We start from the raw sequence: 18684 nt of genomic DNA on the forward strand, positions 1-18684 counted from the left end.
GAAAACCATTTTTTGATGCGGATCAACAGATCAAAAGATCGCAGCCTTCGGCAGCTCCATTGGCACGGCGTAGATTCTGTAGGAGCTGCCGAAGGCTGCGATCTTTTGCGTTTTACACCAACATCGGAAGATTAAAAAACGCCCGGGCACATGCGGTGGTATGCGCGGCCAGCGCTTCCTCGGTCTCGCCGCGATGCATCGCCACCTCGCGCAACACTTCGGTCAGATACGCCGGTTCGTTGCGACCGTTTTTCGGTTTCGGCCGCAACGTGCGCGGCAGCAGATATGGCGCATCGCTTTCCAGCATCAGCCGTCCCGCTTTGATCTCTTTGACCAGTGGATGCAGATGCGTGCCCCGGCGTTCGTCGCAGATCCAGCCGGTGATGCCGATGTGCAGATCCAGATCGAGGTAGCTGAACAAGGCCTTTTGCTCGCCAGTGAAGCAGTGCACCACCGCCGCCGGCAGTTGATCGCGGAAGTCTTTGAGGATCTCCAGCAGCCGCTGGCTGGCATCACGCTCGTGCAGGAACACCGGCAATTGCAGTTCGACGGCCAGCGCCAGATGTTCTTCGAGAACCTTTTCCTGTTGCGCGCGCGGGGAGAAGTCGCGGTTGAAATCCAGCCCGCATTCGCCCACCGCGACGACGCTGGATTCGTTCAACAGACTGCGCAGACGACGGGCGCTGTCAGCGTTCCAGTCGCTGGCCGAATGCGGGTGAATACCGGCGGTGGCGAACAGCCGTTGGCCACTTTCATCCAGTTGCTGGCACAGTTCCAGCGCCTGCTCGCTACCCTCGACGCTGGTGCCAGTCAGCACCAGTTGGCAGACGCCTGCGGCATAGGCGCGGTCGAGCACGGCCTGGTGTTTGTCGGCGAAACTGGGGTTGGTCAGGTTGACGCCGATATCGATGAGTTGCATGGTGCTACCTCGGGCCGAAGGCCGGAAAGCATATCAGAGCTGTAGATTTATAAGAAAAGCCAAGAACTACAAAGACTTATGGCTGTCTGTTGAGGCCGCTGGGGACTCCGGGGTGGCGACAATGCCATCACTGTGCCAGTCTCACGCACTTTATCAGCGCTCCAAGCGCTCTGTTTTCGTCGGTGATGTCGTCTCTTTTGCGACGAATCGCCCCGTATTCTTTTCGGAGAGTGGATGCATCGTCCCTCGGTTCTGCTGCTGTTGTGTGCTGCGTTGTTGCTGCCGATGACGGCGGCCGCGCGCCTGCCCGGACCGCTGCAAGCCGTACCGGCGAGCAAGGTTCGCGACCTCTCCGAAATCCGCAGCAGCCGCGTGTTGCGGGTGTTGGTCAATCAGAGCCGCAACAGCTCCGGCGAAGTCCAGGGTCAGGCCATCGGTGTCGAGTACCACCGACTGCGCGCGTTCGAGCAATACCTCAACGGCCACGCTCGCGACGGCCAGGAAGTCACCCTCAAAATCATTCCCAAAGCCAAGGATCAATTGCTCGGCGCCTTGCAGCGCGGCGAAGGCGATATGGTCGCGCCCGGTGAATTGCTCGATCTGCCTTCTGGCTACGCGGTCGCCAGCAGTGAGCCGATTGCCAGCAACGTGCCGCTGGTGCTGGTCGGGATCAAGGGCCAACGCCGTTACACCAAGGTCGAGCAACTGTCCGGCAAGACCCTGGCCTTGCCCACCGGTAGTGCGGCGGGGGAGGTGGTCAGTCAGCTCAACCAGAAACTGGCGCTGCACAAACTCGCGCCGATCAATATCGAGTGGGTCGATCCGACGCTGGCGGTCGAAGATGTGCTGGAGATGGTCCAGGGCGGGATTTTCCACCTGACCATTGTCGAGCAACCGATTGCCGAGCGTTGGGGCAAGATCCTGCCGAAGCTGCGTCTCGATCGGCAGCTGAGCCTCGGCGAGCCGGGCGAAGAACATTGGTTCGTGCGCCGCGATGCGTCGATGTTGCGCGCGAGCATCGATCGCTTCCTCACCGGTTACAAGAGACCGTCGGACGAAGACGCGGCGTTCCTGCGCATCTATCGACGCTTGTACCAGGTGCACAACCCGCTGGCCAAAGCCGATCGCCAGCGTCTGGAAAAACTCCGTCCGACCCTGCAGAAGCACGCCGATGCGCAGAACATGGACTGGCTTAACCTGGCGGCGCTGGCGTTCAAGGAATCGCGTCTGCAGCCCAACGCTCGCAGCGGCAGCGGCCCGACCGGGCTGATGCAGATCACCCCGTCCGCCGCGCAGCGGGTCGGCGTGAGCAATATCCAGAATCTCGATGCGAATGTGCAGGCCGGCGCCAAGTACCTGGCGATGATCCGCCGCAAGTTCTTCAGCAGCCCGAAACTCAACGAGCGTGAGCGCATGGCCTTCACCCTCGCCGCTTACAACATCGGCCCCGAGCGCGTGCAGGGCATGCGCGCGGAAGCCCGCCGCCGTGGCCTCAATCCCAACCAGTGGTTCTTCCAGGTCGAGCGCATTGCCATGGAGCAGGTGGGGATGGGCGCCGTCAGCTATGTTAATAGCGTGAACAAGTATTACCTGGCATTCGACCGGGAGCGAGAGTCGCTCGAGCCCCGGCAGCAGAAAGTGGTCACACGGAAATAATCTAACAATTCGATTGTTATGGCGAAATTTTTGCGCTTTAAACATGAAATAAACTGATTAATATAGCGACCAACCCAAACACACAAACACTTCTGCACAACAAGGAATGCACCATGAGCTCTCTGATCAACAAGGTTCTGTTCACCCGCGCCGGTTACGGCCTGACTGTCCTGCGCATTGCTGTCGGCGTGATCTTCGCCGCCCACGGTTCGCAGAAACTCTTTGGTCTGTTCGGTGGTTACGGCTTGGCCGGCACCGCACAATGGATGGAAAGCATTGGCCTGACCCCGGGCTATCTGATGGCCTCGCTGGCCGGCGGTACCGAGTTCTTCGCCGGTCTGGCGCTGATCATCGGCTTGCTGGTACGCCCGGCGGCACTGGGTCTGGCGTTCCTCTCGCTGGTGGCGATCTTCTCGGTGCACATCGGTAACGGTCTGTTCATGGCCAACAACGGTTACGAGTTCGCCCTCGCTTTGTTGGCCGGCAGCATTGCGGTCCTGATCGAAGGCGCCGGCAAGCTCTCGGCGGATCGCGCCATCGCCGGTTGAAGGCTCTGGCTCAAGGCAAAGGCCCGCATTGCGCGGGCCTTTTTTGTTGCGGGGGATTCTTGACACTGGTCGGTCACGTTCTCTAGGATGTTGCCCATGCGCCGATTTAAACAGCTACTTGCGGGGCGCCAGGTGACTTCTACAGTTACCGTCAGAAGCCGGAACAGGGCTTCGAAATACCGCTAAAGCGCTGGTTCGGTGTTGCCTCTCACCTGCCATGCAGACTTTTGAGGCAGAGACACGACACGATGAACGCACTACGCCCTCCAGCACGTCCCGCGCCGATCACGGCACATGTCACCCAGCGCAACCCGAAAATCCTTCTTGGCGGCAAACACCAGCCGACGCTGTTGCGTTATCTCGATGGCTGGCCACGTCGCAGCGGCGGTCCTGCCGCATTCCTGATCCAGTTTGTCGATGACGGCGAGTCGCTGGCGCGTTTTGCTACGGACAGCTTCGATCTGGCGGTGATTCAGGCGCCGAGCGCAGAAGATGCGCCGGACATGATCAAGCAACTGACCCGCGTAGCGCGGCAGGGCCTGATCACTCGGCGCTGATCAGTCTTACGGGTATTCAATCGCAACGATGTAAACGAACTGCTCGCCGGTCGGCGTTTGCACCCGCACTTCCGTGTCGAGTGCCTTGCCGATCAGCGCGCGGGCCAGCGGCGAGTCGATGCTGATCAAGCCGAGTTTGAGGTCCAGTTCATCAGGGCCGACGATGCGGTAGCGCGATTGCTTGCCGTCTTCGTCTTCGATGGTCACCCAGGCGCCGAAATAGACCTTGTTTGGATCGCTGGGTTTTTCGCTGACTACCTTGAGCGCTTCCAGGCGTTTAGTGAGAAAACGCACGCGACTGTCGATTTCGCGCAGCATCTTCTTGCCGTAGGTGTACTCGGCGTTTTCCGAACGATCGCCCTGCGCTGCCGCTTCACTCACAGCCTGGGTGACCTGCGGGCGACGCACATGCCACAACTCATGGAATTCGGCGCGCATCCGCGCTTCACCCTCGGGGGTGATCAGCGCGGTGCCGGCGGTGCGGGGAGGGCGATAACGACTCATGGCGACTTCTTGTGATTAAGACCGCTTGAGTCTATCAACCCTCGCGCAACACTGTCAGTGGGCTGGCATTCAGAGCGCGACGCGTGCCGAACACACCGGCGCCCCCAATCAGCGCGGCGCCAATCAGCGGCAGCACCAGCAGCCATGGATGCGGATGCCATGGCAGATCAAAGGCGAAGCGGTACAGCACCAGACTGACCACCTCCGAACCGATCGCCGCGAGTAGACCGCTGACCGCACCCAACAGACCGAATTCGATACGCCGCGCCTTGATCAGCAACTGCCGCTCGGCGCCCAGCGCACGCAACAGCGCCCCCTGGCGGATGCGCTCGTCCAGCGTCGCTTGCAGGCCGGAGAATAGCACCGCCATCCCCGCAGCCAGAACAAACAACAATACATACTCCACCGCCAGAGTGACCTGGGCGAGGATGCTGCGCAGCTGTTCGAGCAACGCTTCGACCTGCAGAATGGTCACCGCCGGGAAGGTCCGCGACAACTCGACGATCTGCTGATCATGCCCCGGAGCCAGATAGAAACTGGTCAGGTAGGTCGCCGGCAGATCCTTCAGGGTGCCAGGCTGGAAGATCATGAAGAAGTTCGGCTGGAAGTTGTCCCAATTGATTTCGCGCAGGCTGGTGACTTTCGCTTCGCGATTGACCCCGCCAACACTGAATACCATGTGATCGCCGAGTTTGAGTTTCAGGCTTTCGGCAACCTTGCCTTCCACCGAGACCCCCGGCACATCATCGGACGGCTGGCCGCTCCACCACGAGCCGGCGGTGAGCTTGTTGCCGGCCGGCAGATCCGCCGCCCAGGTCAGGCTCAGGTCACGCTGAATGGCGCGGTCACCGGCCGAGTCCTTGCTGACGATCTGTTGTACCGCTTCGCCATTGATGCTGATCAACCGACCCGGCACCACCGGATACAACGGCGCCGCTTGCGCGGACACCTTGATCAGGTGATCGGCGAAAGCCTGTTTGTCCGCCGGGAGGATATTCAGCGCGAAGTAGTTCGGTGCATTTTTCGGTAGCTGGTTCTGCCAGGTGTCGAGCAGTTCGCCGCGCAGCAGTGCGATCAGCGCCATCGACAACAGGATCAGACCGAACGCCAGCGACTGCCCGGCCGCCGCCAATGGATGCCGCAACAACTGGCCAAGGCCCAGACGCCAGGGCAACGAGGCGCGGGCCAGCAGGCGGCGCAGGCTTTGCAGCAGCAACAACAGCAGGCCGCCCAGCACCAGCGCGGCGACTACGCCACCGCCAAGCAGGGCGAAGGTCAGCAGCAGGTCGAGGCTCAGACGCCACATGATCAGGCCCAGCGCACCCAGCGCCGCGCCGTAGACCATCCATGTGCTCGAGGGGATCGGCAGCATGTCGCGGCGCAACACCCGCAACGGTGGCACGCGACCCAGTGCAGCCAAAGGCGGCAAGGCGAAACCCGCCAGCGCCACCAGCCCGGTGCCAATCCCGGCCATCGCCGGAAACAGCCCACCCGGTGGCACGTCACTTGGCAGCAAATCATGCAGCAGGGCGAACAGACCCAACTGCGCCAGCCAACCGAGCAGGGCGCCACTGATGGCGGCAATCAGGCCGAGCACGGTCAGTTGCAGGCTGAACAGCACCATGGTTTCCCGGCGCGACAAGCCGAGGCAGCGCAGCAAGGCACTGGCGTCGAAACGGCGACTGGCGAAACGGTTGGCTGATAGCGCCACGGCCACGCCAGCCAACAACACCGCGACCAGACTGGCCATGTTCAGATAGCGCTCGGCCTTGCCCAGCGCACCGCCAATCTGCCGGTTACCGTCACGGGCATCCTGGATTCGCTGGTTTGCAGCGAGGCCCGGTTTGATCAGCTCGCGATAAGTTTCCAGCGCCTGCGGTTCGCCGCGCCAGAGCTCGCGATAACTCACTCGGCTGCCCGGTTGCACCACGCCGGTGGCGGCGAGGTCATCAAGATTGATCAACACCCTTGGCGTCAGGCTGTAGAAGTTGCCGGCGCGATCCGGCTCGTAGGTCAGCACGCGGGTCAGCTTGAGCGTCTTCATGCCGACGTCGATGCTGTCGCCGATCTTCAGATCCAGCGCAGTCAACAGACGCGCCTCGACCCAGGCTTCACCGGGTTGCGGTTCGCCGCCGACTTCTTCCTCGGCAAATGGTGCGGGCGCGCTTTTCAGCTCGCCACGCAATGGATAGGCACGGTCGACAGCTTTGATGCTCGACAGCTGAATGCCGTTGTCGGTGGCAATGACGCTGGAGAACTCCACCACTTGCGCATGATTCAGGCGCAGTTCGGTGCCGCTGCGGATTTGCTCCTCGCGGGCCGGCGAGCTGCCTTCAAGGACCAGATCGGCACCGAGAAACTCGGTAGCGCGCAGCATCATTGCGCCATTGAGGCGGGCGCCGAAATAGCCGATCGCGGTGCTTGCCGCGACGGCCACCACCAGCGCAAAGAACAACACGCGCAGCTCACCGGCGCGGGCATCGCGCATGAGCTGGCGCAGGGCAAGGCTGAACAGGCGCAACAGCGGCAGACGTGCCATCAAGGCTCCAGAGGGGCGACCAGCAGCCCGGCTTCAAGACGGATCAGGCGCCGGCAGCGATGGGCCAGGCGTTCGTCGTGGGTCACCAGCACCAGGGTGGTGCCGCGTTCCTTGTTCAATTCGAACAGCAAGTCGCTGATGCGCTCGCCGGTGTGGCTGTCGAGGTTGCCGGTCGGCTCGTCGGCGAACAGCACGTCCGGTTCGGCCGCGAAGGCGCGGGCGATGGCCACGCGCTGCTGTTCACCGCCGGAGAGCTGGCGCGGCGAGTGGGTCAGGCGCTGCCCGAGGCCGACGCGCTGAAGCAATTGCGTAGCGCGCTCGCGGGCATCTTTGCGGCCATCGAGTTCAAGCGGCAGCATGACGTTCTCCAGCGCATTGAGGCTGTCGAGCAACTGGAACGACTGGAAGACAAACCCGACGTGCTCGGCGCGGATTCGCGCGCGTTGGTCTTCGTCGAGATTGCTCAGGCCCTGGCCGGCGAGAGTGACTTCGCCGCTGCTCGGCAGGTCGAGGCCGGCGAGCAGGCCGAGGAGGGTGGATTTGCCGGAACCGGACGCGCCGACGATGGCCAGGCTGTCGCCCTTGTTCAGTTCCAGGCTGAGTTCGTGCAGGATAGTCAGTTCACCTTCCGCGCTAGGGACCACTTTGCTGAGGTTCTTCGCGGTGAGAATGCTTGCGCCCATGGAGAATCCGATGCGTGTATGGTTTTTGAGTGCTGGCCTGGCCTTGATGTGCATGGCCCAGAACGCAGCGGCGGGTACTGTCCTGATCGTTGGCGATAGTATCAGCGCCGGTTTCGGCCTGGATACCCGTCTAGGGTGGGTCTCGCTGCTCGAGCAGCGCCTCAAACAAGAGGGTTTCGACGATAAAGTGGTCAACGCCTCGATCAGTGGCGACACCAGTGCCGGAGGCCAGGCGCGGCTGCCGGCGCTGCTTGCAGAGCATAAGCCGGAGTTGGTGATCCTCGAGCTGGGTGGCAATGACGGCCTGCGCGGGATGCCGCCAGCGCAATTGCAACAAAATCTTGCTTCGATGATCGACAGCTCGCGGCAGAGCGGCGCGAAAGTGCTGCTGCTCGGCATGCAGTTGCCACCCAATTACGGCAAGCGCTACACCGATTCGTTCGCTGAGGTTTACGGCAAGCTCGCCGAGGAAAAGAAAATCCCTTTGGTGCCGTTTTTTCTTGAGGGGGTCGGCGGCCATCCGGAGCTGATGCAGGCCGACGGTCTGCACCCGGCGGCGGGGGCTCAGGGCAAGTTGCTGGAAAATGTCTGGCCGACGCTAAAACCGCTGTTATGAGGCTTTTCTAGTGGCAGGCTTTCGGCTAATGTGGCGCCCCCTAATTTGGAGCCCCCGATGCCGCGTCCTGCCTGGTCCCTGTTTGCCTACCAACTGATCGAGCCTGACGAGCAGCTGGATCTGTTCGCCTGCCAGGAAGTGCGGGTGCATCTGGTGACGCGTCAGCTGGAACTCGGTGGCTCGGCCGATCGCACGCTGTGCGGCACGCTGCTGCCGGCGCAACCGCGCTGGTCGAATGTTGATCGCCGGGTGTTCCAGGATCAGCGTCTGTGCTCGCTGTGCCGGGCGATTCTTGAATCGCAGAAGCGCGGTACGTCGCCGATCTGGCCCGAGCTTCGATTCGAACTTTAAGATCAAAGATCGCAGCCTCGTTGCACTCGTCAGCTCCTACAGGGAATGCGTTGCAAATGTAGGAGCTGACGAGTGCAACGAGGCTGCGATCTTTCAGGGCGCGACACGGTCTATCGGCGTGTCTCCCGAATCCCCAAGCCGCGGTGTACAATCGCGCCCCTATACCCTTGATGATCATGCGAAGGATTTTCCGGATGTTGCCGCGCTTTCCTGCCGTCACCCGCTGCCTGTCACTTGCCGCCCTGTGTGTGGCCGGTCCCGTTGCTGCATTGGAGCTTCCCCTGCCACCACCCGGCGAAGACATCGTCGGCCAGGTGCAGGTGATCAAAGCCAAGTACGAAGACACCTTCGCCGATCTGGGCACCACATACGATCTGGGCTATTCGGAAATGGTTGCGGCCAACCCGGGCATCGATGCCTGGCTGCCGGGGGCCGGTACCGAGATCGTCCTGCCGACGCGCTTCATCCTGCCACCTGGCCCGCGTGAAGGCATCGTCATCAACCTTGCCGAATACCGTCTCTATTACTATCCGAAAGGCCGCGACGTGGTGTACACCTTCCCGCTGGGTATCGGCCGTGAAGGCTGGGGCTCGCCGATCGCGCACACCTCGATCATCGCCAAAACACCGAACCCGACGTGGACGCCTCCGGCTTCGATCAAGGCCGAACACGCCGCTGACGGTGATCCACTGCCCAATGTGGTGCCGGCCGGTCCTGATAACCCGCTGGGTCCGTTCAAGTTCACCCTCGGCACGCCGGGCTACCTGATCCACGGTTCGAACAAGAAGTTCGGCATCGGCATGCGCACCAGCCACGGCTGCTTCCGCATGTTCAACAACAACGTGCTGGAGATGGCCGGCATGGTCCCGGTCGGCACCTCGGTGCGCATCATCAACGACCCGTACAAGTTCGGTCGCAGTGGCGGCAAGGTCTATCTGGAAGCGCACACGCCGCTCGACGACAAGGGCAACCCGTCGGTGGTCGACAAGCACACGGCGGTAATCAACGCGATGCTCAAGCGTGAGGACATCACCAGCAACCTGCGCATGAACTGGGATGTGGTGCGTGATGTGGTCGCCGCCGAAGACGGCCTGCCGGTAGAGATCGCCGTGCCGAATACCTCGGCGCCAATGGTGAGCAGTGCACCGATCGATCTGCAGCAATAAGCGCTGATTGAAAACCCGCCGATGCGAGCAGCGTCGGCGGGTTTTTTATTGCCCGGAGAAAAGCACCGGGCACAAAAAAGCCGACCCGGAAAACCGGATCGGCTCGATAACAATCCCGAGGGATTATTACTTGCGGCTAGCTTTTTCCAGCATGCGCAGAGCACGCTCGTTAGCTTCGTCAGCAGTCTGTTGTGCTTTTTGAGCAGCAGCCAGAGCTTCATCAGCTTTACGGTAAGCTTCGTCTGCACGAGCCTGGGAGCGAGCAGCTGCGTCTTCAGTAGCGGTCAGACGTGCTTCGGTTTCTTTCGATGCGCTGCTGCAACCGGTAGCCAGAACTGCGGCCAGAGCCAGAGCAGAGAATTTCAGAACGTTGTTCATCGTGTTCCCCTTCAAGGACTTTCAAATTAAGTAGCTGTCTCCTCACGATTGAGGAAATAGCCGGCGTACATACTACCCATTACTTGTAGTAAGTAAACTGACGTAGCGCAAGAAGCAAAAAAATTGTAGGCGTTGATTCTTTTTCGAGCAACTTTTAACTGCGCTGTATAAAAAATATCCAGCTGCAAGCCCCGGCGTGAGCGACTCAAACGGGAAAAGTTCCCGCGCTCGCGCGCTGTTTTTGCGACTTCGGCTAAAGTCTTTCTAAATGAATTCGTCCACACTTTTGTTCAGGTTCTGCGAAGCGCTTCGCGTATCTTTGTTGATGTACAGGTGACTTTAAAAAAGGTCGCACGTCTTAAGTCTCAACATTCCGGCAATGTTCAGGCAAACGGCACGCAAAGATTGTCTTGCGGCCGAACCTGCGACCATCGATGCCAATGCACGCAAACCATCCGATGACGAGCGTACCTTGAGCATTTTCGCCAATGGTGCCTACTATTCAGCAGGTGTCAGATTGCGCGAGATCGGTGTGGCTCTTCTCAGTGTCCATCAGGCACGGGGTGGCGTAGATGTTCCTTCGCCGGGAAAACATCGGTAAGGTAGGGGTCACAATTCAAGACCCGCGAGGAGTAGTGATGAGCGAGGCGTTGTCCATCCACCATGACCAGGCTGGTCATCAATTCGAGACCACTGTGGACGGTCATCGTGCTTACCTGACCTACATGGATCTGGGCAAGCAGACCCTGGATATCTATCGCACCTTCGTGCCCAACGCCCTGCGTGGCCGTGGCATTGCCGCAGCGCTGACCGAACGCGCGCTGCAATACGCCGAAGAAATGGGCTACACGGTGATCCCGTCATGCTCCTACGTCGAGCGCTACATGGAACGCCATCAGCGCCGCGCTGCGAAGATCTGAATCGCACACACAAAAACGCCGGACAATGTCCGGCGTTTTTTTATGCGCTTAGAACGCAGCTTACGTGCGCTGGCGTTTCGGCAATACGTCCTTGAGCTTGGCGTGCATGCTGCGCAAGGTGTTTTCGGTGGCGGACCAATCGATGCAGGCATCGGTGATCGACACGCCATATTGCAGGTCGGCGAGGTCTTTCGGGATTGCTTGGCAGCCCCAGTTCAGGTGGCTTTCGACCATCAGGCCGATGATCGACTGGTTGCCTTCGAGGATCTGGTTGGCGACGTTCTCCATCACCAGCGGTTGCAGGGCCGGGTCCTTGTTGGAGTTGGCGTGGCTGCAGTCGACCATGATGTTCGGCTTGATCTTCGCCTTGTTCAGCGCCTGCTCGCACAGGGCTACGCTGACCGAATCATAGTTCGGCTTGCCATTACCGCCACGCAGCACCACGTGACCGTAGGCGTTGCCTTTGGTGGTGACGATCGACACGCCACCTTCCTGGTTGATGCCGAGGAAACGGTGCGGGCTGGACACCGACTGCAAGGCGTTGATCGCCACGGTCAGGCCGCCGTCGGTGCCGTTCTTGAAGCCGACGGCCGAAGACAGGCCGGAAGCCATTTCGCGGTGAGTCTGCGATTCGGTGGTACGCGCGCCGATGGCCGACCAGCTGATCAGATCCTGCAGATACTGCGGGGAGATCGGGTCGAGGGCTTCGGTCGCGGTCGGCAGGCCTTTCTCGGCCAGGTCGAGCAGCAACTGACGACCGATGTGCAGACCGTCCTGGATCTTGAACGAGTCGTCCAGATACGGATCGTTGATCAGACCTTTCCAGCCGACGGTGGTACGCGGCTTTTCGAAATACACGCGCATGACCAGGTACAGAGTGTCCGAGACTTCCTCGGCCAGCACCTTGAGGCGATCGGCGTATTCGTGGGCAGCCTTGATGTCGTGAATCGAGCACGGGCCGATCACGACGAACAGACGGTGGTCGGTGCCATCGAGAATGTTGCGAATGACTTCGCGGCCCTTGGTGACGGTGCGCAGGGCGGCGTCGCTCAGGGGGATATCACGCTTGAGCTGATCGGGAGTGATCAGGGTCTCGTTAGAGGCGACGTTTAGGTCGTTGATCGGTAAATCAGCCATCGTTTACTCGTCAGGTCACGGGTGCCGGCCGCCAGCGATCCCCGCGCGGCGGAGCACAGCAGATTTAGCGCGTCGGGGGAGCCGAACCTTAGCGCGTCAGAGGCGGCTCGACAATGGGCAAACCGTGCTTTAGTCCAGCGCTGGCTGCGCAAAAGCCTTGCGCAGGTTGTCGTGGGAGAACTCTTCGGCGTGCTCCTCGACCCATTGCAGGGCCAGCGCCTGACTATCCTGCAGATCGTCGTGGCTGTCCTGCATGCGCGAATAGCGTTCGATCTGACACACCTGCTCACCCATTCGCGCGCTGAACAGGGTCTGTTCGTCAGTGAAGGCGATGCCCACCAGATAGCCTTTTTTACGGCGCAGACACCAGGCCACGTAGCCCGGGCAACAGAAGTCGGCATTCAGCGTCGGCATGCGTACTTGCAGTGCAGTGCCGTGCCGCCAGGCGCGGTGGTAATTGCAAGCGATGCCGCCGAGGCTGATAGTGTGCAGCTGTTGTCTGGAAATGCATTCAGGCTTGAGTAACGTCAATTCAACCGGCACTTCGTCCGGATGAGGAATGAAACGTCCCATGAGCACAGACTCCCTGTGTCGGCCATCTGACATTGTTTCCCCCAGTATAGTGGTCGAATCCGAGCTGACCGACTTCGACGCCGACCAGCGGCTGCTGGCGATGCGCGGGGTTTCTCTGGTGATCTTCACCAGCGTCGGCTGCGCCAGTTGTCGTTATGCCCGCGAGGTGTTGCCGGGATTGCCGCTGGCTATCGATCGGCTGTGCTGGATTGACGCCGGCGACAATGGCGGGCTGGTCGAGCGTTATCAGGTGTTTCATTTGCCGGCGCTGTTTGTGGTGCGCGACGGCGAGTTCTTTGGCGCAGTGCACACACGTCTGACGGTTGATCAACTCAACCAGGCGGTGGCGCAATCGCTGAGTCGAATTGCAGAGGAGTTGCCATGAGCGAGACAGTCAGCAAGCCGGTGGTGGGGATTATCGGCACCGGTGCAATCGGCGGGTTCTACGGGGTGATGCTGGCGCGTGCCGGTTTCGACGTGCACTTTTTGTTGCGCAGCGAATTCTCGGCGGTGGCTGAGCGCGGTTTGCAGATCAACAGTGCGGTGCACGGGCCGTTGACGCTGAATCCGGCCAATGCCTATTCCGCTGCCGAAGACATGCCGCCCTGTGACTGGCTGCTGGTCGGCACCAAGACCACCAGCAACGCCGGTCTGGCCCCGGCGATCATTCAAGCCGCTAAACCCGATGCAAAAGTGCTGTTGTTGCAAAACGGTCTGGATGTCGAAGACAGCCTGCGGCCGCTGTTGCCGGATTCGCTGCATCTGCTCGGTGGTCTGTGCCTGATCTGCGTGCACCGCGAGGGGCCGGGGCAGATTACCCATCAGGCCCTTGGCGCGGTGAATGTCGGTTATCACAGCGGCTCGGCCATTGATGAAGTAGCGCGCATGGCGATCGTCGAGGAGGGCGCCGGGCTGTTCCGCGCCGCCGGCATCGACTCGCAGGCGATGGCCAACCTGCATCAGGCGCGCTGGCAGAAACTGGTGTGGAATATTCCCTATAACGGCCTTTCGGTGTTGCTCGGCGCGGGAACGGAAGCGCTGATGGCCGATGCCGACAGCCGCCTGTCGATTCAGGCGTTGATGGCCGAAGTGGTGCTGGGCGCCAAGGCCTGTGGATACGAGATCCCGCCCGGCTATGCCGAGTACCTGTTCACCATGACGGAAAAAATGCCCGATTACTGGCCGAGCATGTACCACGACTTTGCACACAAACGCCCGCTGGAGCTGGAGGCGATTTACGCCCGGCCACTGGCGGCGGCGAACGCGGCGGGCTGCGAGTTGCCGCGCATCGAGGCGCTGTATCGCCATTTGGGTTTTATCGACCGACGCAATACCTGAGTCGGTTGTTCTGGGGGAAGGCATGGCCAATAACATCGATGACAAACTGGTGCTGGCGATTTCCTCGCGCGCCTTGTTCGACCTGAGCGAAAGCCACAAGGTCTACCTGTCGAGCGGCGTCGAAGCCTATCGGCAATATCAGATCGAGCACGAGGACGAAATCCTCGCGCCGGGCGATGCGTTCCCGCTGGTGGAAAAACTCCTGAGCCTGAACAGTCGCCTCGGCCGTGCGCGGGTCGAGGTGATTCTGGTTTCCCGTAACAGCGCCGACACCGGTCTGCGCGTGTTCAATTCGATTCATCATTACGGTCTGGCGATTTCTCGTGCGGCGTTCGTCGGTGGGCGCAGTCCGTACCCTTATCTGAAAGCGTTTGGCTGCGACCTGTTTCTCTCGACCCACGCCGAAGACGTGCGTGCGGCGCTGGACGCCGGGTTCGCCGCCGCCACGATTCTGTCCGGTGGCGCCAGCCGGGCGGCCAGCGATGAATTGCGTATCGCCTTTGACGGTGACGCGGTGATCTTTTCTGACGAGTCCGAGCGCGTCTATCAGTCCGGCGGCCTGGAAGCGTTTCAGGCCAAGGAACGCGAATCGGCACGCGAGCCTTTGCGCGGTGGGCCGTTCAAGGGCTTTCTGGCAGCGCTCAATCTGTTGCAGCGCGAGTTTCCCGATGACGATTGCCCGATCCGCACGGCGCTGGTGACTGCGCGTTCGGCGCCGGCCCATGAGCGAGTGATTCGCACACTGCGGGAATGGGATATCCGCCTCGATGAATCGCTGTTTCTCGGTGGCCTGACCAAATCGGCGTTCCTCGAAGCCTTCGCCGCTGACGTGTTCTTCGATGACCAGACCGGTCATTGCGAGCTGGCTCGCGAAGTGGTCGCCACCGGCCACGTGCCCCATGGCATCAGCAACGAACCGCCGATCTAGAGCCTTTTCATTCAGGACGTTGCGTCGCACGTCGTACTCGCCAAGGCACTGCTAAGCTGAATCAATCTCCGCCATCGTTGGCTCGCGAGGAGGTCCCATGATTCGCTCAATGCTGTATGCCACCGACCTCGGTCTGTACGCACCGTTCGTGATGCAGCATGCCCTGGCCTTGGCGCGCACCTTCAATGCCGATTTGTATGTAGTACACGCGGTGGAACCCATGGGCCTGTTTGCCGAGTCAGTGCTGCAAAGCTATCTCGACGAACAGGCATTGAACGAATTCCATAGTCAGGGTCTGAAAACAGTCATTGCCAATATCGAACAACGGGTGCTCGACAGCTTTCGTGAAGAACTGGGGGACGACGGCGAACAGGATCTGCAGCGCATTCGCGCGGTGCGCGTGCTGCAGGGTGATCCGTCGCAGGTGATTCTCGACCAGGTGCACAAGCTCTCGGTCGATCTGCTGATCGTCGGCAGTCACAGCCATGGCGTCGGCGCGGAAACGCCGTTGGGGCGCACGGCGGCGCGGGTCCTGCAGCTGGCCAAGGTGCCGGTCTATCTGGTGCCGCTGATGGAGCGCCGGCGGCGGGAGGATCGTTGAAGCAGGAATAATGGCGTTTTGATAAAAAAGTTCTAGATTTATTCTTCGAACCATTAATATAGTTATATACCGTCGCTGATGCCCGTGGCGTCTACCTGCTTTGAGGGATTGATATGAAGCTTCAACAACTGCGCTACATCTGGGAAGTGGCGCACCACGACCTCAACGTTTCCGCTACCGCTCAAAGCCTGTACACCTCGCAACCGGGCATCAGTAAGCAGATCCGCCTGCTGGAAGACGAGCTGGGCGTCGAAGTCTTCGCCCGCAGCGGCAAGCACCTGACCCGCGTCACCCCGGCCGGCGAGCGCATCATCACCACCGCCGGCGAGATTCTGCGCAAAGTCGAAAGCATCAAGCAGATTGCCCAGGAATTCTCCAACGAGAAAAAGGGCACCCTGTCGATCGCCACCACCCACACCCAGGCGCGTTATGCGCTGCCGCCGGTGATCAGCAATTTCATCAAGCAATACCCGGACGTGGCCCTGCACATGCATCAGGGCTCGCCGATGCAGATCGCCGAAATGGCCGCTGACGGCACCGTCGATTTCGCCATTGCCACTGAAGCGCTGGAGCTATTCGGTGATCTGGTGATGATGCCGTGCTACCGCTGGAACCGCTGCGTGGTCGTACCCCACGGCCACCCGCTGACCAAGCTGCCGAAGCTGACCCTTGAAGCGCTGGCCGAATATCCGATTGTTACTTACGTGTTCGGTTTCACCGGCCGTTCCAAGCTCGATGAAGCCTTCAGCCATCGTGGCCTAACGCCGAAAGTGGTGTTCACCGCTGCTGACGCCGACGTGATCAAAACCTACGTGCGTCTGGGTCTGGGCGTGGGCATCGTGGCTAAAATGGCCGTCGATACCAAACTCGATAACGACCTGGTGGTGCTGGATGCCAGCGAGCTGTTCGAATCGAGCATCACCAAGATCGGTTTCCGTCGCGGCACTTTCCTGCGTGGCTTCATGTGCGACTTCATCGAGAAATTCGCCCCGCACCTGACCCGCGAAGTCATGGCCAAGGCCATTCAGTGCCACAACAAGCAAGAGCTGGAAGAACTGTTCGACGGCGTCGAACTGCCCGTTCACTAAGCACCCGCTTCAGAGCACCTCGGTGACAGCAAATTGTTGCCGGGTGCCCGCCACCAGAATCTCCACCTCATCGCCCGCGAACTTGCCCAGCAGACTTTTGCCCAGCGGCGAGCGTGGGGTGATGACGGTGATCGGCTGACCCACCACGTCGACTTTCAGCCCCGCCGCATCCGGCGCCAGAAACAGCCATTGCTCGCGACCCTTTTCGTCCTCCAGACCGAGCAGGGCGCCGACTTCGATGCCGCGATTTTCATCGTAGGCACGCAACGTCAGGTTCTGGCACAGCGCCAGGGACTGACGGATTTCCTCAACCCGCTTCGCCTGACCCGCCGCCAGATACGACGCCTCCAGCCCCAGCGTGTCGTATTTGTTTTCGGCGATGTTTTCTTCGTGGGTCGCGGTTTCGTAAGCGGTTTGCGCAGCGCGTTCGGCGATGTCGAGGTCGATGCGCAGCTTGTCGAGAATCAACTGGTGGACGCTGTGTTTGTTCATGATCAATCGCAGAATTGCAAAACGTTGGCGCGGCTCTTTTCGGTCGGCGCGGTCTGGTCCTGCTGCAGCCAGAACTGGCATTTCGGGTTCGACGCATTGCGCGAATTGGCGCGCGCCTGATCCAGTCGGGCCTGCTGTTCATTCTTGCGCAGGTTTTCTTCGTACTGTTGGAACAGCGGCGTTGGCGGCGGTGCGACGTCCGGCTGTGGCTCGACTGCGACTGGCGGATTGGCCAATTGCTGCACCGCTTTAGCCACCGGGGCCAATTGCTCGGCAAAGATGAAGCGCGATAGCAGCCAGCAGGTCAGCGCAATCGCCAGGAACCCCAGCCACAGGCCCAGCGCAATGCTGCCGGTCAGATGCAGCGCGCTAAGCTGAACAGGCAAGGGACGACGCGGATTCGGACGGTAGGGCATGGCGGCCTCCTGGCGGATGGTTGCGGGCAAGCGGCGATTGTCGCACGAAGATTAATCGCCGTCGGCTCTTCTGCGCGAGCGCATTTATGCGGACAATCGAGGTTTTTTGCCAACGGGAGAACGGCATGCCTGAAGCGAAACCCCGCTGGGACATTTTCTGCACCGTGGTCGATAACTTCGGCGACATCGGCGTGACCTGGCGCCTGGCCCGGCAACTGGTGGCCGAACATGCCTTGCCGGTGCGTCTGTGGGTGGATGATCTGCGCGCGTTCGAGCGCCTCTGTCCTGAGATCGATGTCGATCTCGCGCAGCAATGGCAGCAGGGCGTCGAGGTGCGTCAGTGGCCGAGCGAATGGCCGCACGCCGAGGCGGCCGACGTAGTCATCGCCGCCTTCGCCTGTCAGTTGCCCACTGATTACATGGACAGCATGGCTGCGCGTAAAACGCCGCCGCTGTGGCTCAACCTCGATTATCTCAGCGCCGAAGACTGGGTCACCGGCTGCCATGGCTTGCCGTCGGTGAAATACAAATCGGTGCAGAAGTTCTTTTTCTTTCCAGGCTTCAAACCGGGCACCGGTGGCCTGCTGCGCGAACGCGGACTGCCCGAACAGCGTCGGCGGTTTCAGCAGGATCGGCCGGCTCAGCGACATTTCCTGCAAGCCTTGGGTATCGATCCTGCTCCGAACGCGCAATTGATCTCGCTGTTTGCTTATGAAAACCCCGGGTTGGCCAGTTGGCTGGATGTGCTGGCGGCCGATGCACGGCCGACTCACCTGCTGGTGCCGGAAGGGCGGATTCTCGGCGATGTGGCGCGCTGGCTGAATGTGGAAACCCTGACGGTCGGCGCGATTCATGTGCACGAGTCCCTGACCGTGCAAGTGCTGCCGTTCGTCCGTCAGGATCAATACGACCATCTGCTGTGGTGCTGCGATTTCAACGCGGTGCGCGGTGAAGACTCATTCGTGCGCGCGCAATGGGCGGGGCGGCCGATGCTCTGGCACATCTATCAGCAGGACGATGATATCCATCTGGACAAGCTCGACGCTTTCCTCGCGCTCTACACTCACGGCCTTTCGCCCGCTGCGGCGCAGGCGATGAACGGTCTGTGGCGAGCGTGGAGCGCCGGGCAACCGATCGGCGAGCACTGGCTGGCGGTGCGAAATCATTGGCCGGAACTTCAGAAAAACGCCGAGGCATGGTGTCTGGAACAGGCCTTGCAGGCGGATCTTGCCACGGCGCTGGTACAGTTTTATGTAAATTGGATATGATACGCG

General features: G+C 60.7%; 22 protein-coding genes. 13 read left to right on the top strand and 9 right to left on the bottom strand.

Annotation, left to right across the window (positions count from 1 at the left end):
• Nucleotides 1-112 precede the first annotated feature (112 nt).
• Nucleotides 113-919 carry a TatD family hydrolase gene (locus ACZZ0K_RS05505; protein ID WP_463559012.1) on the bottom strand — a complete coding sequence of 269 codons (807 nt, stop codon included), beginning with the start codon at nucleotides 917-919 and terminating at the stop codon, nucleotides 113-115.
• 234 nt (nucleotides 920-1153) lie between these two features.
• On the opposite strand from ACZZ0K_RS05505, the gene ACZZ0K_RS05510 reads away from it, so the two are divergent.
• The 3 genes from ACZZ0K_RS05510 (at nucleotide 1154) to ACZZ0K_RS05520 (ending at nucleotide 3680) form a co-directional block, all read left to right on the top strand.
• Nucleotides 1154-2575: an MltF family protein gene (locus tag ACZZ0K_RS05510; RefSeq protein ID WP_056788457.1), complete on the top strand. Its 1422-nt coding sequence runs from the start codon at nucleotides 1154-1156 to the stop codon at nucleotides 2573-2575.
• Between the two features lie 113 nt (nucleotides 2576-2688).
• On the top strand, nucleotides 2689-3123 hold the full coding sequence (locus ACZZ0K_RS05515) for a DoxX family protein (RefSeq protein WP_039759946.1): 435 nt from the start codon (nucleotides 2689-2691) through the stop codon (nucleotides 3121-3123).
• Nucleotides 3124-3371: 248 nt separating this feature from the next.
• Entirely contained in the window at nucleotides 3372-3680 is a 309-nt protein-coding gene (locus ACZZ0K_RS05520; protein WP_095182213.1) for a hypothetical protein, read from the top strand.
• A gap of 6 nt (nucleotides 3681-3686) precedes the next feature.
• Here ACZZ0K_RS05520 and greB read toward each other — a convergent pair whose 3' ends face one another.
• Genes greB through ACZZ0K_RS05535 form a run of 3 tightly spaced genes read right to left on the bottom strand, consistent with a single transcriptional unit; the run spans nucleotide 3687 to nucleotide 7406 of the window.
• A complete protein-coding gene (greB, locus tag ACZZ0K_RS05525) occupies nucleotides 3687-4184 on the bottom strand; it encodes a transcription elongation factor GreB (protein ID WP_150637747.1) in 498 nt (165 codons plus the stop codon).
• A gap of 34 nt (nucleotides 4185-4218) precedes the next feature.
• A complete protein-coding gene (locus ACZZ0K_RS05530; RefSeq protein ID WP_463559013.1) occupies nucleotides 4219-6723 on the bottom strand; it encodes an ABC transporter permease in 2505 nt (834 codons plus the stop codon).
• Nucleotides 6723-7406, bottom strand: coding sequence for an ABC transporter ATP-binding protein (locus ACZZ0K_RS05535; RefSeq protein ID WP_016770883.1), 684 nt, complete (start codon nucleotides 7404-7406; stop codon nucleotides 6723-6725). Before ACZZ0K_RS05535 ends, ACZZ0K_RS05530 begins: the two co-directional genes overlap by 1 nt.
• Before the next feature lie 10 nt (nucleotides 7407-7416).
• Here ACZZ0K_RS05535 and ACZZ0K_RS05540 point away from each other — a divergent pair, with 10 nt between their 5' ends.
• From ACZZ0K_RS05540 to ACZZ0K_RS05550, 3 genes are all read left to right on the top strand, one after another.
• The gene (locus ACZZ0K_RS05540; protein ID WP_258707028.1) at nucleotides 7417-8022 is read left to right on the top strand and encodes an arylesterase; all 606 of its coding nucleotides are present in this window, start codon (nucleotides 7417-7419) and stop codon (nucleotides 8020-8022) included.
• Between the two features lie 57 nt (nucleotides 8023-8079).
• Nucleotides 8080-8373, top strand: coding sequence for a hypothetical protein (locus ACZZ0K_RS05545; protein WP_016770881.1), 294 nt, complete (start codon nucleotides 8080-8082; stop codon nucleotides 8371-8373).
• A 194-nt stretch (nucleotides 8374-8567) separates the two neighbouring features.
• Nucleotides 8568-9539, top strand: a complete 972-nt coding sequence (locus tag ACZZ0K_RS05550; protein WP_024013783.1) for a L,D-transpeptidase family protein — start codon at nucleotides 8568-8570, stop codon at nucleotides 9537-9539.
• 126 nt (nucleotides 9540-9665) lie between these two features.
• Here ACZZ0K_RS05550 and oprI read toward each other — a convergent pair whose 3' ends face one another.
• Complete coding sequence (gene oprI / locus ACZZ0K_RS05555; RefSeq protein WP_003183784.1) at nucleotides 9666-9917, bottom strand: outer membrane lipoprotei OprI; 252 nt, start codon at nucleotides 9915-9917, stop codon at nucleotides 9666-9668.
• Between the two features lie 638 nt (nucleotides 9918-10555).
• Between oprI and ACZZ0K_RS05560 the strand changes: the two genes are divergently transcribed.
• Nucleotides 10556-10837: a GNAT family N-acetyltransferase gene (locus ACZZ0K_RS05560; protein ID WP_016770879.1), complete on the top strand. Its 282-nt coding sequence runs from the start codon at nucleotides 10556-10558 to the stop codon at nucleotides 10835-10837.
• A 60-nt stretch (nucleotides 10838-10897) separates the two neighbouring features.
• Here the strand turns inward: ACZZ0K_RS05560 and ACZZ0K_RS05565 are convergent, their stop codons facing one another.
• On the bottom strand, nucleotides 10898-11974 hold the full coding sequence (locus ACZZ0K_RS05565) for a 3-deoxy-7-phosphoheptulonate synthase (RefSeq protein WP_016770878.1): 1077 nt from the start codon (nucleotides 11972-11974) through the stop codon (nucleotides 10898-10900).
• A 129-nt stretch (nucleotides 11975-12103) separates the two neighbouring features.
• Nucleotides 12104-12547, bottom strand: a complete 444-nt coding sequence (locus tag ACZZ0K_RS05570; RefSeq protein WP_056788469.1) for a PilZ domain-containing protein — start codon at nucleotides 12545-12547, stop codon at nucleotides 12104-12106.
• Here ACZZ0K_RS05570 and ACZZ0K_RS05575 point away from each other — a divergent pair.
• The 5 genes from ACZZ0K_RS05575 (at nucleotide 12546) to cysB (ending at nucleotide 16502) form a co-directional block, all read left to right on the top strand.
• A complete protein-coding gene (locus ACZZ0K_RS05575; RefSeq protein WP_041478405.1) occupies nucleotides 12546-12932 on the top strand; it encodes a thioredoxin family protein in 387 nt (128 codons plus the stop codon). The genes ACZZ0K_RS05570 and ACZZ0K_RS05575 overlap by 2 nt on opposite strands.
• Entirely contained in the window at nucleotides 12929-13885 is a 957-nt protein-coding gene (locus ACZZ0K_RS05580) for a putative 2-dehydropantoate 2-reductase (protein WP_252878652.1), read from the top strand. The genes ACZZ0K_RS05575 and ACZZ0K_RS05580 overlap by 4 nt, the downstream gene beginning before the upstream one ends.
• A gap of 22 nt (nucleotides 13886-13907) precedes the next feature.
• A complete protein-coding gene (locus tag ACZZ0K_RS05585) occupies nucleotides 13908-14813 on the top strand; it encodes a 5'-nucleotidase (RefSeq protein WP_024013777.1) in 906 nt (301 codons plus the stop codon).
• A 97-nt stretch (nucleotides 14814-14910) separates the two neighbouring features.
• Nucleotides 14911-15414, top strand: coding sequence for a universal stress protein (locus ACZZ0K_RS05590; protein WP_016770874.1), 504 nt, complete (start codon nucleotides 14911-14913; stop codon nucleotides 15412-15414).
• Between the two features lie 113 nt (nucleotides 15415-15527).
• Nucleotides 15528-16502 (top strand): HTH-type transcriptional regulator CysB, encoded by a 975-nt coding sequence (gene cysB / locus ACZZ0K_RS05595; RefSeq protein WP_016770873.1) that lies wholly within the window; start codon nucleotides 15528-15530, stop codon nucleotides 16500-16502.
• Between the two features lie 9 nt (nucleotides 16503-16511).
• Here the strand turns inward: cysB and ACZZ0K_RS05600 are convergent, their stop codons facing one another.
• Together ACZZ0K_RS05600 and ACZZ0K_RS05605 are read right to left on the bottom strand one after the other, a co-directional pair.
• Nucleotides 16512-16994 (bottom strand): GreA/GreB family elongation factor, encoded by a 483-nt coding sequence (locus ACZZ0K_RS05600; RefSeq protein ID WP_024013776.1) that lies wholly within the window; start codon nucleotides 16992-16994, stop codon nucleotides 16512-16514.
• Between the two features lie 2 nt (nucleotides 16995-16996).
• Nucleotides 16997-17410, bottom strand: a complete 414-nt coding sequence (locus ACZZ0K_RS05605; RefSeq protein ID WP_258707027.1) for a hypothetical protein — start codon at nucleotides 17408-17410, stop codon at nucleotides 16997-16999.
• 125 nt (nucleotides 17411-17535) lie between these two features.
• Between ACZZ0K_RS05605 and earP the strand changes: the two genes are divergently transcribed.
• Nucleotides 17536-18678, top strand: a complete 1143-nt coding sequence (gene earP / locus ACZZ0K_RS05610) for an elongation factor P maturation arginine rhamnosyltransferase EarP (protein WP_258707026.1) — start codon at nucleotides 17536-17538, stop codon at nucleotides 18676-18678.
• The last annotated feature ends 6 nt before the right edge of the window (nucleotides 18679-18684 follow it).

The organism is Pseudomonas sp. AC255, from assembly GCF_979258175.1.

Bases quoted from the DNA above. Each gene is read 5' to 3' on its own strand.
- ACZZ0K_RS05505 (WP_463559012.1), bottom strand. From the start codon at position 919: ATGCAACTCATCGATATCGGCGTCAACCTGACCAACCCCAGTTTCGCC.
- ACZZ0K_RS05510 (WP_056788457.1), top strand. From the start codon at position 1,154: ATGCATCGTCCCTCGGTTCTGCTGCTGTTGTGTGCTGCGTTGTTGCTG.
- ACZZ0K_RS05515 (WP_039759946.1), top strand. From the start codon at position 2,689: ATGAGCTCTCTGATCAACAAGGTTCTGTTCACCCGCGCCGGTTACGGC.
- ACZZ0K_RS05520 (WP_095182213.1), top strand. From the start codon at position 3,372: ATGAACGCACTACGCCCTCCAGCACGTCCCGCGCCGATCACGGCACAT.
- greB (WP_150637747.1), bottom strand. From the start codon at position 4,184: ATGAGTCGTTATCGCCCTCCCCGCACCGCCGGCACCGCGCTGATCACC.
- ACZZ0K_RS05530 (WP_463559013.1), bottom strand. From the start codon at position 6,723: ATGGCACGTCTGCCGCTGTTGCGCCTGTTCAGCCTTGCCCTGCGCCAG.
- ACZZ0K_RS05535 (WP_016770883.1), bottom strand. From the start codon at position 7,406: ATGGGCGCAAGCATTCTCACCGCGAAGAACCTCAGCAAAGTGGTCCCT.
- ACZZ0K_RS05540 (WP_258707028.1), top strand. From the start codon at position 7,417: ATGCGTGTATGGTTTTTGAGTGCTGGCCTGGCCTTGATGTGCATGGCC.
- ACZZ0K_RS05545 (WP_016770881.1), top strand. From the start codon at position 8,080: ATGCCGCGTCCTGCCTGGTCCCTGTTTGCCTACCAACTGATCGAGCCT.
- ACZZ0K_RS05550 (WP_024013783.1), top strand. From the start codon at position 8,568: ATGTTGCCGCGCTTTCCTGCCGTCACCCGCTGCCTGTCACTTGCCGCC.
- oprI (WP_003183784.1), bottom strand. From the start codon at position 9,917: ATGAACAACGTTCTGAAATTCTCTGCTCTGGCTCTGGCCGCAGTTCTG.
- ACZZ0K_RS05560 (WP_016770879.1), top strand. From the start codon at position 10,556: ATGAGCGAGGCGTTGTCCATCCACCATGACCAGGCTGGTCATCAATTC.
- ACZZ0K_RS05565 (WP_016770878.1), bottom strand. From the start codon at position 11,974: ATGGCTGATTTACCGATCAACGACCTAAACGTCGCCTCTAACGAGACC.
- ACZZ0K_RS05575 (WP_041478405.1), top strand. From the start codon at position 12,546: ATGAGCACAGACTCCCTGTGTCGGCCATCTGACATTGTTTCCCCCAGT.
- ACZZ0K_RS05570 (WP_056788469.1), bottom strand. From the start codon at position 12,547: ATGGGACGTTTCATTCCTCATCCGGACGAAGTGCCGGTTGAATTGACG.
- ACZZ0K_RS05580 (WP_252878652.1), top strand. From the start codon at position 12,929: ATGAGCGAGACAGTCAGCAAGCCGGTGGTGGGGATTATCGGCACCGGT.
- ACZZ0K_RS05585 (WP_024013777.1), top strand. From the start codon at position 13,908: ATGGCCAATAACATCGATGACAAACTGGTGCTGGCGATTTCCTCGCGC.
- ACZZ0K_RS05590 (WP_016770874.1), top strand. From the start codon at position 14,911: ATGATTCGCTCAATGCTGTATGCCACCGACCTCGGTCTGTACGCACCG.
- cysB (WP_016770873.1), top strand. From the start codon at position 15,528: ATGAAGCTTCAACAACTGCGCTACATCTGGGAAGTGGCGCACCACGAC.
- ACZZ0K_RS05600 (WP_024013776.1), bottom strand. From the start codon at position 16,994: ATGAACAAACACAGCGTCCACCAGTTGATTCTCGACAAGCTGCGCATC.
- ACZZ0K_RS05605 (WP_258707027.1), bottom strand. From the start codon at position 17,410: ATGCCCTACCGTCCGAATCCGCGTCGTCCCTTGCCTGTTCAGCTTAGC.
- earP (WP_258707026.1), top strand. From the start codon at position 17,536: ATGCCTGAAGCGAAACCCCGCTGGGACATTTTCTGCACCGTGGTCGAT.